The following is a 15,070-nucleotide window of genomic DNA, read 5'->3' on the forward strand; positions in this document are numbered from 1 at the left end:
GCGGGGGCACCTTTTCGTGGTGCGGGGCAGCTACCGGGGCAGGTTGCCGCCGGGCCGGGCCGGCCTGTGAGTGGCCGGCCTGTGATTGGACGGCCGGTGACGGATGTCAGGGCCGGGAGGAACGCTTCGAGAGGAAGCTTTGGAGGACGATTGCGTTGCGCTGGTCCGGGAGGAGGAGCCAGGCCGCGAGGTAGACCACGAACGCCGGGCCAGGGAGCAGGCTCAGGAGGAGGTAGGCGATCCGGACATAGGCCACATCAACGTTCAGTTTGGCGGCAACCCCGCCGCAAACGCCGCCAACCCAGCGCTGCGGACCACGTTTCAGGCCGAGGCCCCGGATGGTGTCGAAGAATTTATCCATGGGTCAAGACTTCCCTGTAGTTGACTTATTGTCACGCCTGCGCGCCGAGACCAGGCCGCCCACGACCAGGGCGCCCCCTGCCCCGATCATCAGGCCGATCAGCACATAGGTGCCGTTGAGGGCCACGAGGCCGAGCCGGGAAATGATGATCAGTGCGGCCAATGCCACCACTGTCAGTCCCCAGACCACTGTGCCCACCCGGGCGGGCGAACCCGCTTCGGGGTCGTGCCCGGCGTCGGCCAGCGGCGAGTCGTCATAGCTGCTCATGTCAGTTGCCTTCCTTGATGGTCACGTTGCTGACGGTGCCGGAGATCTCCAGGACCAGCCGGGCGCCCGGTTTTGCGGTGTTGTAGTCGCTTTGCTGCGTCGTCATGCCGCCGCGGTCCTGGTTGCCGTCGTGGAGGTTGCCCATGGTCATGTCCGCCTGGATGTGCACCGGAACGGTGGCGGGGATGACGACGGTGAGGTTGCTGGCCGTCGCGTCGATCGGAACTACGACGTCGGAGCCCAGGGGCGGATTCAGCGCCAGCTTGGTCAGGTCCACGGTTCCGGCGCCGCCGGTGATCTCGAAGCCGCCTTGGGCCTGCTGAATGCTCGCCGGAGCCCAGTCGGCGTTCTGGAAGCGGAACCGGTCCCCGTGCGGGACCACGCTGAAAATGGCGCCGATCAGCAGGGCCACGACTGCGAAGAAGCCCAGGATCCCGGAGGTCCGGCCCCGCAGGCCTGCAAACAGGATCCCGAGGCCCAGGATGGCCGCGCCGAAGGCCCAGACCAGCGCGTTGCCGGCATCGCCGAGATCGATCACGTTGGCGGCGTCGAGGGCCTTGATGCCCCCGCCCACCAGGAGGGCGGAGCCGACGGTGATGGCGACCGCCGGAGCGCCCGGGCCAAGGTTGCGCGCGGCCGGTGCGGGCGGTGTGGCACCGGACCCCGGTCCGTAGCCGTCTGGGGGAACAGGGCCGGACGCAATGGGTCCCGACGGCGGGGGCGGACCCCAGTCCGGACCGGTGCCGGTGACTCGAGAGCTGTCAGCCAGGTCGCCATATGTCCGGCCGCTGCCCTGCGGGAAGCTGCCTGCCGATGGCGGCCCGGCGGCGGTGCGGGGGCTAGCCGCAAAAGCCGCGGCGCCGGCCGGGCTGCCGGAGTCGTAACGCGACGGCATGGCAGTGGCCCCGTCCCGGATCTTGTTGCGTTGGGTCAGGTAGTAGACGAGGTAGATGGCCCCGCCCACCCAGAAGACGGTCCAGACGAAGGCGCCGAAGCCGAAGCGGTCCCAGCCCCAGACCCCGGTGCCCAGGCTGGGGAAACCAATGACCGAGGTGATGAGCGCGCCGGTCATGCCGGCCGTCCACCGCCCTGCGGCGGCCTCCTGGACGTGAATGCGGCCGTCGGGTTCGGGCAGCAACGCCCAGGCCAGGCCGTAGGCGAGAACGCCAATTCCGGCGAAGACGGTCAGGACGATCAGGACGCCGCGGATAATCAGCGGATCGACGCCGAGCCGGTGGGCTATGCCGCTGGCCACGCCGCCGATCCAGCGGTCGCGTCCGCGGTAAATGCCCTGGCTGCGGATCCAGTCGAAGAAATTCTGGGTTTGCCGGCCGGGCAACGGCCCATTCGGATCGCCGGGCGGGTAAAGCCGCGGCGGCTCCGGCGGCGCGCCGCCCGGCCCGGAGAAGGCCGGAGCGGGCTGGCCCGTGCCTGGAAGATCGGGGTCGGGACGTTCCGTGTGCGGAAGGTCCGTGCCAGGTCGTTCTGGTTCTGGAAGTTCCGGTTCTGGAAGGTCCGATTCTGGAAGTTCGGGGCGGGATAGATCCGTGGCCGGCCGGTCTGCGGAGGCCGGGCCCTCATCGGGGTGCGGGGTGTGCGGGTTCATACTTCGATCCTTCCCGTTCCCGGCGCCGGCCTCTACTGGGGAACACCCTGAACGGTCCCTGAGTGGCCCCCGGTTGGGCCCTCAAACGCGTCCGGGAAACCCCGATCCGTGCTTGGATTGAGGCATGACAACCGCGCCCGCCCGCCCGCCGCTGGTCCGCAGCAGCGACCGCGTGATTGCCGGCGTGTGCGCGGGCCTCGCCACCCACCTGGGCTGGCCGGTGCGCATGGTCAGGATCGGCATGGCAGTGGCTGCGCTCGCCGGCGGGGCCGGGGTGGCCTTCTACGCCTGGCTTTGGATCATGGTCCCCACGGCGGATGAAAGCGCCCGGCGCAACGCCCGCCGCCCGGCGTCGCCCATCGCTCCGGCAGTGAGCTTCCCGGACACACCGGGCGTCGCAAACCTGCCCGACGCCCCCGGCATGCCGGGAGCCTCCGGAACCAGTGGAACGCCAACGACGGCGGCGCCGGGGTCCTGGCGGTCCAAAGTTTCCGGCATGCCGTTCGGCAAGGAGATCCTGCTGGGCGCGGGCCTGTTGCTGGCCGCCGGGATCCTGATCGCCCGGCTCCTGGGGGTTGACGTGCCGCTGGGTACCCTGATCCCGGTCGCGGCGATCCTGGGCGGCGCCGCGATCGCCTGGATGCAACTGGACGAGACCCGCCGGGCGGGGCTCGTGGACAAGACCAAAGCGAACCAGGCCGGCGGCTGGGCCCGCCTCGCGGCCGGGCTCGCCCTCGTCGTGGCCGGGGTGCTGGTCATGGTGTCCGGCTCGGGGTCCTGGGAACAGACCTGGCTCGCCCTCCTGGCCTCGGTGGCCGTGCTCGGCGGCGTGGCCCTGGTGCTCCTGCCATGGGGGCTGAAGTTCTGGCGCGACCTGGAAACCGAGCGCGCGGGGCGGGTTCGCGCCACCGAGCGTGCCGAGATCGCCGCCCACCTCCATGACTCCGTGCTGCAGACCCTCGCCCTGATCCAACGCCGGGCCGGCAACGAGCACGATGTCATCAGGCTGGCCCGCGCGCAGGAGCGCGAGCTGCGTGGCTGGCTGTACCGGGACTCCGACAGGGAATCCGGCCAGCTGTCCGACGGCATCAAGGCCGCCGCAGCCGAGGTCGAGGACGCCCTGGGGAACGCCGTCGAGGTGGTCAGCGTGGGGGACTGCGCCATGACCCAACGCCACGAGGCCCTCGTCCAGGCATCCCGAGAGGCAATGCTGAACGCCGCCCGGCACGGCGGCGGCGCCGTGTCCGTGTACCTGGAAGTCACCGACGCCGCCGCGGAAGTTTTCGTCAAGGACCGGGGCCCGGGCTTCGATCCGGATTCCGTTCCCCCGGACCGGCTCGGCGTCAGGGAATCGATCATCGGCCGGATGAACCGCCACGGCGGCACCGCCGCGATCACCAGCAGCCCGGACGGCACCGAAGTGCGGCTCCGGCTGCCCGTCGCCGCCGCCTCTGCCGGAACTTCCGCGGCCGCCGCCAACAACGCCAACGGAGAGGCCAAACCGTGACCAGCCCAACGTCAGGAAACCCTGTGCAAGGAAACCCCGCACCCATTCGCGTGGTGATCGTGGACGACCACGCCATCTTCCGCTCCGGGTTGAAGGCGGACCTGGACCCGGACATCGTCGTCGCGGGGGAGGCCGAAACGGTGGAGGAGGCAATCGCCGTCATCGCAGTCCAGCGCCCCGACGTCGTGCTCCTTGACGTCCATCTTCCCGGCGGCCGGGGTGGCGGCGGACGCGAGGTCCTGGCCGGCTCGGCGCCCCTGCTGGGCACCACGCGGTTCCTGGCGCTGAGCGTCTCCGACGCGGCGGAAGATGTGGTGTCAGTGATCCGTGCCGGCGCGCGCGGCTATGTCACCAAGACCATTTCCGGCGCGGAGATCAGCGGCGCCGTCCGCCGCGTGGCCGGCGGCGACGCCGTCTTCTCACCCCGGCTGGCGGGCTTCGTCCTGGACGCGTTCGGCACGGCCCCCGCGGACATCGCCGACGACGAGCTCGACAAGCTCTCGGCGCGGGAACTCGAGGTGATGCGCCTTATCGCCCGCGGCTACAGCTACAAGGAGGTAGCCAAAGAACTGTTCATCTCGATCAAGACCGTTGAAACCCACGTCTCGGCCGTGCTGCGCAAGCTCCAGCTCTCCAGCCGCCACGAACTGACCCGCTGGGCCGCGGAGCGCCGCCTGCTTTAACGACCAACGCTCCCGCACGTCCGGCGCCTAAAACCCGGACGCTCCCGCACGTCCGGCGCTTTTAGGCCCGACGCTTCCGCAGGTGGTGCGGTAACGCGGCGGGCGCTCGTCGGGTTCTACGGGAGCGTCGGGTATGTATGCTGCAGGACCTGCGGGAGCGTCAGTAGGAATGGTGCAGGACCTGCGGGAGCGTTTGGTAGGTTACTACTTCGCCTTGCCGAGGAAGTCCTGCAGGCGGGCAACGCCCGTGGCCAGGTCGTCGTCGCCGAGTGCATAGGACAGGCGCAGGTAGCCGGACGGGCCGAACGCCTCGCCGGGAACCACAGCCACCTCGACCTCGTCCAGGATCAGCGCCGCGAGTTCGGCAGAGGTGGCCGGCCGCACCGGGCCGTTCGCAGACGGGAACTCCTTGCCCAGCAGCGCGCGGACGTCCGCGTACACGTAGAACGCGCCCTTCGGCGTCGGGCAGTCAACGCCGTCAATCGCGTTCAGACCCGCGACGATCGCCTTGCGGCGGCGGTCGAATGCCACCTTCATCTCATCGACGGCGGTCAGCGGCCCGGACACAGCAGCGAGGGCGGCGACCTGGGGGATGTTGGAGACGTTCGACGTCGCGTGCGACTGCAGGTTGGTGGCGGCCTTGATGACGTCCGCGGGCCCGATCATCCAGCCCACGCGCCAGCCGGTCATGGCATAGGTCTTCGCGACGCCGTTGAGGATGACCACCTTGTCGCCGAGCTCGGGCACCGCGGTGGCGATCGAGGTGAACGGCACGCCGTCGTAGGTCAGGTGTTCGTAGATCTCGTCGGTGACAACCCACAGGCCCTTGGACGCTGCCCACTGGCCGATCTCCTTGACCTGCTCCGGCGAGTACACGGCGCCGGTGGGGTTGGAAGGGGAGACGAAGAGCAGGATCTTGGTGCGCTCGGTGAGGGCCGCTTCCAGCTGGTCCACGGTGACCAGGTAGCCCTGCTCCGGGCCAGCGAAGACCTCCACCGGCACGCCGCCGGCCAGCCGGATGGCCTCCGGGTACGTGGTCCAAAACGGGGTCGGAACAATGACCTCGTCGCCCGGATCCAGCAGGGTGGCGAAGGTGTTGTAGACGGCCTGCTTGCCGCCGTTGGTCACCAGCACCTGGGACGCCGCCGCCTGGTAGCCGGAATCCCGGAAGGTCTTGTCCGCGATGGCCTGCTTCAGTTCGGGGAGCCCGCCGGCGGGGGAGTAGCGGTGGTATTTCGGCTGGCTGGCGGCCTCGATGGCGGCCTGCACAATGTAGCCGGGGGTCGGGAAGTCGGGTTCCCCGGCACCGAAGCCAATGACCGGACGGCCGGCTGCCTTCAGCGCCTTCGCCTTGGCATCGACGGCCAGAGTGGCGGATTCGGCTATGGCGGAAATGCGCTGGGAAATGCGGGCAGCAGACATGGGCGGGTCCGTTCTTCGCTTGCAGCTGGAAGGCTGGATATGGGATTCGACGAAATCTACTCTATGCTGTTCAGCGGATCCCCCGGGGTGCCCGAACCCGAATGTGACTGACGGCTGTCAGTTGGTTTTCGCAGGCACGCAGGGGTCCGGAAGAGGGCCGGTTCGACGTAGGCGCAGTTGTTGCGTAGACTGGTTCTCCGGTGTTGAAAACACGATGATGGCCTGCGCCTCAGGGAAGCCTGTGGGACGCATCGGCCGGAGCGGTTTTTCTCCCCGAAGGGTAGTGGCGCAATTGGTAGCGCAGCGGTCTCCAAAACCGCAGGTTGCAGGTTCGAGTCCTGTCTGCCCTGCGCATGCTGTTCCGGATTATCCGGAACCAGCGCAGCAACCATGGTTCAGTTCAGAGCCGGGTATCCGATCATTGCGAGGATGAGTGAGGACCAGGTGACCGAAACAGCTGCCAGCAGCTCCAAAGGCCGCCCCGCCAAGAATGCCGCCAAGCCCGGCTTCTTCGCTCGTATCGCGATCTTCATCCGCCAGGTCATTGGCGAACTGAAGAAGGTCGTCGCACCGACCCGTAAAGAACTGATCAACTACACACTCGTGGTACTGGTGTTCGTGACCATCATGATGGTGATCGTCACCTTGCTGGACCTGGCCTTTGGGACCGCGGTCAGCTGGGTCTTCGGCGGCAGCGGCCCCACGGACAGCTAAGGCGACCGGTCCGCAGACTGCGTGGAGGCCCCGGGAAACCGGAGGTTCCGCGGGGTGTGCGGAATTGAGTCATTTAAATAGGCATGTTAGGCAATGAGGAAGCAGGAGACCAAGTGTCTGAGCAGGAGCTCGAGGTAACTGAGACTGAGCTGGATAAGAGCCAGGACGCCGCGGTGGAAGCCGCGGAAGAGTCCGAGGCTGTGTCTGCTGCGCCCGAATCCGACGTCACTGACGAGGCTGTAGCCACGGAAGAAGAAGCGGCAGACGACGCCGACGCTGATGACGCCGACGCCGACGCTGATGAGGCTGACGCCGACGTGCTGGCAGCGGCGGCCGCCAAGGCCGACGTCGACCCCGCGGACGAGTTCAAAGCCAAGCTGCGCCGCCAGGAGGGTGACTGGTACGTCATTCACTCCTACGCAGGCTACGAGAACCGCGTCAAGGCCAACCTTGAGACCCGCATCCAGACCCTGGACATGGAAGATTACATCTTCGAAATCCAGGTTCCGATGGAGGAAGTCGTTGAGATCAAGAACGCCCAGCGCAAGGTCATCAACCGTGTCCGCATCCCCGGTTATGTCCTGGTCCGCATGGACCTGACCGACGCTTCCTGGGGCGCCGTCCGTCACACCCCCGGTGTCACCGGCTTCGTGGGCAACGCCCACAACCCGGTCCCGCTCCGCCTCGATGAGGTCTTCTCCATGCTCGCGCCGGTCTTCGAAGAAGAGCAGGCCGAGAAGGGCAAGCCGGTCAAGCACGCCGCCGCACAGGTCGACGTCGACTTCGAGGTTGGCGAGTCGGTCATCGTCAAGGAAGGCCCGTTCGAGACCCTCCCCGCCACGATCTCCGAAATCAAGATCGATTCCCAGACCCTCGTGGTGCTGGTGTCCATCTTCGAGCGCGAGACTCCGGTCACCCTGGCGTTCAACCAGGTCAGCAAGATCTAGCTGTTCCCTAAGAATTCGCCCCGGGCTGCCCGCTTAGCAGCCACGGAGCGGCCGGCCGCCTTGCCATGGCGGCCACCAACCTGAGGCACGCTCCTGTGCCCCAGGACGTATTTGAGAGAAGGACCTACATTGGCTCCCAAGAAGAAGGTCACCGGCCTCATCAAGCTGCAGATCCAGGCAGGTGCCGCTAACCCGGCCCCGCCGATCGGTCCTGCGCTCGGCCAGCACGGTGTCAACATCATGGAATTCTGCAAGGCGTACAACGCTGCGACGGAAGCCCAGCGCGGCAACGTTATCCCCGTGGAAATCACGGTCTACGAGGACCGTTCCTTCACGTTCATCACCAAGACCCCGCCGGCTGCAGAGCTCATCAAAAAGGCTGCAGGCGTCGCCAAGGGTTCGGCTACCCCGCACACCGTCAAGGTTGCCAAGCTGACCCAGGCCCAGGTTAACGAGATCGCCACCACCAAGATGGAAGACCTCAACGCCACCAGCCTCGAAGGCGCAGCGAAGATCATCGCCGGCACCGCCCGCTCCATGGGTATCACCGTCGAGGGTTAATTCCCCACCGCTGATGCGCCGGGATCGGGAAACCGGTCACGACGCCGTCAGCATCGCCGGCCAGCCGGCACCACCTAAACAATGAAAAGCGGAATTCCGGAACGGATACACCAGCCGGAATGCCGCCTGTGGCAGGGCCCAGCGCGGTCCGCAGACCACAACTGCACAAGGAGAAATAAGCAGCATGGCAAAGCGCAGCAAAGCATATGAGGCAGCCGCGGCCAAGATCGACGCGGAGAAGTTCTACGCGCCGTTCGAGGCAGTGACGCTCGCCAAGGACACCAACCCGTCCAAGTTCGACGCCACCGTTGAGGTCGCTTTCCGCCTCGGCGTTGACCCGCGTAAGGCCGACCAGATGGTCCGCGGCACCGTCAACCTGCCGCACGGCACCGGTAAGGTCGCCCGCGTCCTCGTCTTCGCAACGGGCGACAAGGCTGAGGCTGCAATCGCGGCCGGCGCCGACTTCGTTGGTTCCGATGACCTGATCGAAAAGATCGCCGGCGGCTGGACCGACTTCGACGCCGCCGTCGCCACCCCTGACCTCATGGGCAAGGTTGGCCGCCTCGGTAAGGTCCTGGGTCCGCGTAACCTGATGCCGAACCCGAAGACCGGCACCGTGACCGCTGACGTCGCCAAGGCCGTCAACGACATCAAGGGCGGCAAGATCGACTTCCGCGTCGACAAGCACTCGAACCTGCACTTCATCATCGGCAAGGTTTCGTTCGACGCCATCAAGCTGGCCGAGAACTACGCAGCCGCACTGGAAGAGGTCCTCCGCCTCAAGCCGTCCGCTTCCAAGGGCCGCTACATCCAGAAGGCCACCGTGGCCACCACGTTCGGCCCGGGCATCTCGGTTGACCCCAACGTCACCAAGGTCCTGACCGAGGTCTAGTCCTCACCGGATCACCGGATCACCGGATCCACGGAACTGCGGCGTCGCTGACGTCGCCGGTTCCAGCAAAAGGCCGTCCCGCAACTGCGGGGCGGCCTTTTGCCGTCCTGCGCCGGGACCCCGTGGCGTGCGCGGCGCTTGGCATCCGGGACCCTTGGTGCCGCCGGACTTGCCGGTTAGGCTGTCCCGGTGACTACGCCGTCGTACCTCATCGAGGAACTCTCCCTGCCCGCCAGCCTTGATGCCGCTGACACCGATGCCTCTGACACGGCGGTGTTCCTCGAATTCATGGAACTCTGCGATGAGCTCATCTTGCAGACCTGGGGCAACCTGGACCGGGCATCGTCCGCGGCGGCCCGCCTGCAGTACTGGCGGGACACGGCGTACACCCGGCTGCGGCTCTTCTTCGTCCGCGTCGGCGGGCGCATGGTGGCCAACTCCTGGGTCCGCTGTGAACTGCAGGAGAATCTGGGCAGTGCGCTGTTGCACGTGGGCGTCCTGGATGCCTTCGCCGGGCGGGGGATCGGCCGGGCACTGCTGGTGCACGCCGAGGCCCTGGCCGCCGCCGACGGGCGGACCATCCTGCAGACGTTCACGGAGCACCCGGCCGATTTCGACGTCGATGGCACCAACCTCATCAAGCCCGCCACGGGGACCGGAGCGCTGCCCGCCGGCGCGCCGGGTGTCCGTTTCGCCGGAAAAGCCGGCTACCGCCTGGAGCAGGTCGAACGGTTCAGTTCGCTCGACGTACCGCCCGCCGCGGACCTCGACGCCCTGGAACGGGACGCCCTGGCCCGCGCGGGGGACTATGAACTGCTGCACTGGACCGACTCCTGCCCTGCGGAACATGCCGCCCAGCTCGCGGTGCTCATGTCCCGCATGAGCACCGACGCCCCCTCCGGAGCGCTGAGCTACGAGCCGGAAATTTGGGACGTCGCCCGGGTCCGCCACGTCGAGGACACCTGGCGGCGCGCCGGCCAGTCCTCCCTCGTGGTGGCGGCACAGCACCGGGCCAGCGGCGAACTGGCCGCCTATACCGTCCTGCAGACAACAGCCGACAAGCCATGGCTGGCCAACCAGGACGACACCCTCGTCGCGGTGGGCCACCGCGGCCACCGGCTTGGCATGCTCATCAAGATCCGCAACCTGCGCCTGCTGCGGGAGTCGTACCCCGCGGTCCGGCGCGTCCTGACGTACAACGCCGCCGAAAACGACCATATGCTCGGCATCAACATCGCGCTGGGCTTCAAGCCGGCGGGCTACGACGGCGAGTGGCAGCGGACCGCTGCCGCCGCGGGCGCAGCCACCGGCAATGAGATCCGGAACTGACCGGGCGCCGGCTGGGGCAGAAGCTGCCGGGCGCCGGCTGGAGCGGAAACTGCCCGGCGTCACCAATGGAACAGCGGCCCAAACCAGCATATGCTGGCGGTTGAAAGCCCGGTTTGAGCCGGGCCGTACCGATGGTGGGTGGCACAACGGCTGGGAAGATGCCCTCTATGGCAAACGATGTACGGATTGAGCAGCTGTGGATCCCCGATTCCCTTGACGCGCCCGATGCCGCCGACTTTCTCGCCGCGATCGAGGTGGGGCGCAGGGTCCGGATGCAGACCTGGGGCACCGACGACCTCGCCTACGCGCCGCAGGAAAAGCTGCTTGAGATGGCGGACCCCTACGAACGCCAGGTAATCCTCGTCGCCAAGATCGACGGCGTGATTGTCGGGACGGCGGACATCGCCCTGCCGCTCGTGGACAACCTCGATCTCGCCGAATTCACGCTCGACATCCTGCCGGAATTCCGGCGCCAGGGCGTGGGGAGGCAGCTGCTGGCGGCCGCCGAACATTTCGCCCGGGACGAGGGCCGCCACACGATCCTGATCGACACCAACCACCCGGGATCAACCCTGACGGACCCGGAGGCCGAACAGCTTGTGCCCGGCAGCGGCGTCGGGTTCGTCCCGTTGGGCAGCCGTGACGTGGAATTTGCACGCCACACCGGCTACACCCTGCAGCACATCGAGCAGTTCAGCTCCTGTGCGTTGCCGCTGGACACCAAGCTCGTCGCCGACCTCGAGGCCGAGGCCGAGGAAGCCAATGCCGGCCGCTACCGTCTGCACCACTGGACGGACCGGTGTCCTGACCAGTGGCTCGAGGCCGTCGCCGCGCTGGAAAACCAGGCAGGCGAGGACGAAGTGCCGGGGCCGGATGCCCAGGAAATGGTGTTCGACGGCGGCATCCTCCGGGAAGCGGAGGAAGTCACCATAGCCCAGGGCCGCCGGACGGTGGTCACCGCCGTCGAGCACATCGCCAGCGGAACGCTCGTGGGCCTGACCACCATCAGTGTCCTGGCCCTGCGCCCGGACGTCGTCTTCCAGGACGACACGGTGGTGCTGCAGGAACACCGCGGCAACAAGCTCGGGCTGCTGATCAAGGTCGCCAATATGGAACGGCTCAGCGAACAGTTCCCGGACGCCCGGGTCCTGTACACGTGGAACGCCCCGGAGAACCGCTACCTGCTGAAGGTCAACCAGCAGCTCGGCTTCACGACAGCGGGAGTGACGGGTCTCTGGCAAAAAGAACTCCCCAACTTCGGACCGGCTGTCAGCTGAGGTCTGTTCACCCAGTTCTGCCCGCCGGGCCCGATTTGGAACACGCGCGCCGTGTCCCGTAAGCTTGGAGGACCAAAGACCGTCGGTTGTTGGAAATCCACTCTCCCAAGCAAGACTCACTTCTGCAGTCGCGCCGGGAGAGCGCAGTGGATTTCCGGACGAAGGACCCTGAACATAGGGCGGCCGGCGCAGGTGAACGAAGCAAAGCTCCGCGGTCATGGACCGCGTCGAGACAAGCCCCGTGCATCTGCGCGGGGCGTTTTTTAGTTTTAGCTCTTTTGAGCGGGGACCCGGACATACCGGCACTATCCCCGGAAGGAGGGTTATGGCAACGCCTAGCAAGGTTTCAGCAGTAGCTGAGATCACTAACGATTTCAAGGAATCGAACGCCGCTGTCCTGACCGAATACCGCGGGCTCACCGTTGCACAGCTCAAGCAGCTGCGTGTCTCTCTCGGCCAGGAAACCAAGTTCTCGGTCGTCAAGAACACCCTGACCGCCATTGCAGCCAAGGAAGCTGGTGTCGAAGCATTCGACGGTCAGCTCGCCGGCCCCACTGCAATCGCGTTCATCAAGGGTGACGCAGTTGCAGCTGCCAAGAGCCTGACGGATTTTGCCAAGGCCAACAAGCAGCTGGTCATCAAGACCGGTTACTTCGAGGGCAAGGCACTGAACGCCAGCGAAGTTGCTGCCCTGGCAGCACTCGAGTCCCGTGAGCTGCAGCTCGCCAAGGTTGCAGGGATCCTCAAGGCTCCTGCTGCCGCTGCTGTACGCATCATCGACGCACTGCGCCTCAAGCTTGAAGAAGAGAACGGTGCCCCGGCAGCAGCCGAAGCACCCGCCGCTGAAGAAGCTCCCGCAGCAGATGCAGCAGCCGAGGCCGAAGCACCGGCCGAAGCCGCAGCCCCCGAAGAGAACTAGTCCTCTTCTCCATAAGACTCCGGTGTCACAGCGAGCCTCAGGGCCGCCGCGCACCATTATAGGAAGGACGCCACACCATGGCGAAGCTCACCAACGAAGAGCTCATTGAAGCTTTCAAGGAACTGACCATCATCGAGCTCTCCGAGTTCGTCAAGCTCTTCGAAGAGACCTTCGAAGTTACTGCTGCTGCTGTTGCCGTTGCCGGCCCCGCCGCTGCTGCAGAAGAAGCTGAAGAGAAGACTGACTTCGACGTCATCCTCGAAGCTGCTGGCGACAAGAAGATCGCAGTGATCAAGGAAGTTCGCGCCATCACCTCCCTGGGCCTCAAGGAAGCCAAGGACCTGGTTGACAGCGCTCCCAAGGCTGTTCTCGAAGGCGCCACCAAGGAAGCTGCCGAGAAGGCAAAGGCTCAGCTCGAAGAAGCTGGCGCCCGCGTTACCCTCAAGTAATACCCGCTGTCCGGATCAATCGCGGTCCGCACTGCTCAAAGGAAACCCCGTCCACTCAGTGGGCGGGGTTTCCTGCGTTCCCGGACCGGAAACCCGAAACGCCCGGGCCGGAAGCCGGCGCCGGTGAACGATACCCAAGGATTCGGCAAAGTTTTTCTGATACCCCTGTCGCACTTGATGGCGCGACCCTAGACTTTGGATTTGTGCCCACCGGCCCCCAACGCTCAGGAGTTCACCCACAATGACGGACCCGAACACTTCCCCCTCCCGCCGCGCCATGCTCGCGGCAGCCCTCGTGGGCGGCGGGGCGGCCGCTGCCGCGCTGGCCGGAGCCCCGGCGGCGCAGGCCGTCCCCGGCGAAGCCAGTGGCAGGGCAACTGCCAAGAATCAGTTCACCCTGACGATGCTCGGCACCACGGATCTGCACAACAACGTCTTCAACTGGGACTACTTCAGGAACGTCCCCTATGCCGACGCCGCCGGGAACAAGATCGGGATTGCCCAGGCCGCGACCCTGATCAACGCCATGCGTGCCGAGCGCGGCGCGGCCAGCACCCTGACCATCGACGCCGGCGACACCATCCAGGGCACGCCCCTGGCCTACTACTTCGCCAAGATCAACCCCATCTCGGCAACCGTGAAACACCCCATGGCGCTGGCCATGAACGCGATCGGCTACGACGCCGTGGGGCTGGGCAACCACGAGTTCAACTACGGCATTGGGCTTCTGCGCACCTGGGAGCGGCAGCTGGACTTCCCGCTGTTGGGCGCCAATGTGCACGACGCCGTGTCGGGCGGGCGAGCCTTCACCCCCTACGTCCTGAAGCGGATCAAGACGGACAGCGGCTGGCTGACGGTCGGCCTCGTCGGCCTGGTGACGCCGGGCTGCGCACTCTGGGACCGGGACAACGTCCAGGGCAAGCTCGATTTCAACGGCATCGTAGAAGAGGCCAGAACCGTCATCCCGCAGGTGAAAGCGGCCGGGGCCGACGTCGTGATCGTCACGAGCCATTCGGGGGCGACTCCAGGGTCCTCCTACGGTGACGCCCTGCCCTTTCCCGAGAACGCGTCCACCCAGCTGGCAGAGGAAGTCCCGGGCATCGACGCCATTCTGGTCGGGCACGCCCACCTGGAGATCCCCGAGCGCTTCGTCACGAACAAGGCCACGGGCAAGCAGGTGCTCCTGACCGAGCCGCTCAAGTGGGGCATGCGCGTCTCCGTCATGGACCTCGAACTCGTCAAGGAAAAAGGGCAGTGGTCCGTCACCGCGGCGCATTCGCTCCTCTTGGACGCCAAGACCGTCGACCCAGATCCCGCCGTCGTCCGGGCCGTTCAGGCCGGGCACGAGGCCACGGTGAACTACGTCAACGAGGTCATCGGAACTTCCACGGCGCCGCTCAGCACGGCCACCGCCTGCTGGGAGGACTCCGCCGCGATCGACGCCATTAATTACGTCCAGGCCAGCACAGTCAAGGCCGAGCTGGCCAACACTCCCGCGGCAGGGCTGCCCGTATTGTCCATTGCGGCGGCGTTCTCCCGTGCTGTGGACGTCAAGGCCGGGCCGCTGACCATCCGCGATGTCGCAGGACTGTACATCTTCGACAACACGCTGCTCGCCATCAAGGTCACCGGCGCGCAGGTCAAGGCATACCTGGAGTGGTCCGCCCAGTACTTCAAACCGGTGACCGCCACCACGGCCAGGGCCCAGGACGTCACCAACGCTGTGACGGCTACGGCCCCGAACGGCACGCCCGACTACAACTACGACGTCGTCTACGGACTGGACGCGCCGCTGAACTATGAGATCGACCTCGCCCGGCCGGCGGGGGACCGGATCGTCAAGCTCAGCTACGGCGGCCAGCCGCTGGCGCCCGAGCAGGAATTTGCTTTGGCCATCAACAACTACCGGCAGAGCGGCGGAGGCAACTTCCCGGCCGTGAAGAGCGCGCCGGTGCTCTCGAACAGCCAGCAGGAGATCCGGCAGCGCATCATCGACTATGTCGTGGACCGCGGCACCCTGGACGTCGCCGTGTTCAGCCAGGCCAACTGGCGGCTCACCGTCAACGGGACGCCACTGACGGTCACCGCCTAACCCCAACTCCAACAAACGCGGGGTCACTTTGCGCCCATCCCGGC

The 15,070-nt window shown here is 66.5% G+C and carries 15 protein-coding genes and 1 tRNA gene; 12 read left to right on the plus strand and 4 right to left on the minus strand.

Going from position 1 to position 15,070, the window contains the following annotated elements:
- Positions 1–106: 106 nt before the first annotated feature.
- From Y706_RS0110330 to Y706_RS0110340, 3 genes are read right to left on the minus strand one after another with little or no spacing between them, the layout of a single operon-like run.
- Positions 107–361 carry a PspC domain-containing protein gene (locus Y706_RS0110330; RefSeq protein ID WP_028276532.1) on the minus strand — a complete coding sequence of 85 codons (255 nt, stop codon included), beginning with the start codon at positions 359–361 and terminating at the stop codon, positions 107–109.
- A 3-nt stretch (positions 362–364) separates the two neighbouring features.
- Positions 365–628, minus strand: coding sequence for a hypothetical protein (locus Y706_RS0110335; protein WP_028276533.1), 264 nt, complete (start codon positions 626–628; stop codon positions 365–367).
- A gap of 1 nt (position 629) precedes the next feature.
- Positions 630–2,234: a PspC domain-containing protein gene (locus Y706_RS0110340; protein WP_028276534.1), complete on the minus strand. Its 1,605-nt coding sequence runs from the start codon at positions 2,232–2,234 to the stop codon at positions 630–632.
- A 124-nt stretch (positions 2,235–2,358) separates the two neighbouring features.
- On the opposite strand from Y706_RS0110340, the gene Y706_RS0110345 reads away from it, so the two are divergent.
- A complete protein-coding gene (locus tag Y706_RS0110345; protein ID WP_028276535.1) occupies positions 2,359–3,741 on the plus strand; it encodes an ATP-binding protein in 1,383 nt (460 codons plus the stop codon).
- A 23-nt stretch (positions 3,742–3,764) separates the two neighbouring features.
- Complete coding sequence (locus Y706_RS0110350) at positions 3,765–4,424, plus strand: LuxR C-terminal-related transcriptional regulator (RefSeq protein ID WP_028276536.1); 660 nt, start codon at positions 3,765–3,767, stop codon at positions 4,422–4,424.
- A 204-nt stretch (positions 4,425–4,628) separates the two neighbouring features.
- Here Y706_RS0110350 and Y706_RS0110355 read toward each other — a convergent pair whose 3' ends face one another.
- Positions 4,629–5,846: a pyridoxal phosphate-dependent aminotransferase gene (locus Y706_RS0110355; RefSeq protein WP_028276537.1), complete on the minus strand. Its 1,218-nt coding sequence runs from the start codon at positions 5,844–5,846 to the stop codon at positions 4,629–4,631.
- A gap of 277 nt (positions 5,847–6,123) precedes the next feature.
- Here Y706_RS0110355 and Y706_RS0110360 point away from each other — a divergent pair.
- From Y706_RS0110360 to Y706_RS0110405, 10 genes are all read left to right on the plus strand, one after another.
- Positions 6,124–6,196, plus strand: a tRNA-Trp gene (locus Y706_RS0110360).
- A 79-nt stretch (positions 6,197–6,275) separates the two neighbouring features.
- A complete protein-coding gene (gene secE, locus Y706_RS0110365; RefSeq protein WP_028276538.1) occupies positions 6,276–6,560 on the plus strand; it encodes a preprotein translocase subunit SecE in 285 nt (94 codons plus the stop codon).
- Between the two features lie 113 nt (positions 6,561–6,673).
- Entirely contained in the window at positions 6,674–7,507 is an 834-nt protein-coding gene (gene nusG / locus Y706_RS0110370; protein WP_028276539.1) for a transcription termination/antitermination protein NusG, read from the plus strand.
- Between the two features lie 129 nt (positions 7,508–7,636).
- Complete coding sequence (gene rplK / locus Y706_RS0110375; RefSeq protein ID WP_018773647.1) at positions 7,637–8,068, plus strand: 50S ribosomal protein L11; 432 nt, start codon at positions 7,637–7,639, stop codon at positions 8,066–8,068.
- A gap of 184 nt (positions 8,069–8,252) precedes the next feature.
- Positions 8,253–8,960 carry a 50S ribosomal protein L1 gene (gene rplA / locus Y706_RS0110380; RefSeq protein ID WP_018773648.1) on the plus strand — a complete coding sequence of 236 codons (708 nt, stop codon included), beginning with the start codon at positions 8,253–8,255 and terminating at the stop codon, positions 8,958–8,960.
- A gap of 189 nt (positions 8,961–9,149) precedes the next feature.
- Positions 9,150–10,289, plus strand: coding sequence for a GNAT family N-acetyltransferase (locus tag Y706_RS0110385; RefSeq protein ID WP_028276540.1), 1,140 nt, complete (start codon positions 9,150–9,152; stop codon positions 10,287–10,289).
- Positions 10,290–10,456: 167 nt separating this feature from the next.
- Entirely contained in the window at positions 10,457–11,566 is a 1,110-nt protein-coding gene (locus Y706_RS0110390; protein WP_028276541.1) for a GNAT family N-acetyltransferase, read from the plus strand.
- Between the two features lie 325 nt (positions 11,567–11,891).
- On the plus strand, positions 11,892–12,485 hold the full coding sequence (gene rplJ, locus Y706_RS0110395) for a 50S ribosomal protein L10 (RefSeq protein WP_028276542.1): 594 nt from the start codon (positions 11,892–11,894) through the stop codon (positions 12,483–12,485).
- Positions 12,486–12,562: 77 nt separating this feature from the next.
- On the plus strand, positions 12,563–12,934 hold the full coding sequence (gene rplL, locus Y706_RS0110400) for a 50S ribosomal protein L7/L12 (protein ID WP_028276543.1): 372 nt from the start codon (positions 12,563–12,565) through the stop codon (positions 12,932–12,934).
- 241 nt (positions 12,935–13,175) lie between these two features.
- Positions 13,176–15,026: a bifunctional metallophosphatase/5'-nucleotidase gene (locus Y706_RS0110405; protein WP_028276544.1), complete on the plus strand. Its 1,851-nt coding sequence runs from the start codon at positions 13,176–13,178 to the stop codon at positions 15,024–15,026.
- Positions 15,027–15,070 lie beyond the last annotated feature (44 nt).

This window comes from Arthrobacter sp. I3 (assembly GCF_000520575.1).
Taxonomy (GTDB): domain Bacteria; phylum Actinomycetota; class Actinomycetes; order Actinomycetales; family Micrococcaceae; genus Arthrobacter; species Arthrobacter humicola_A.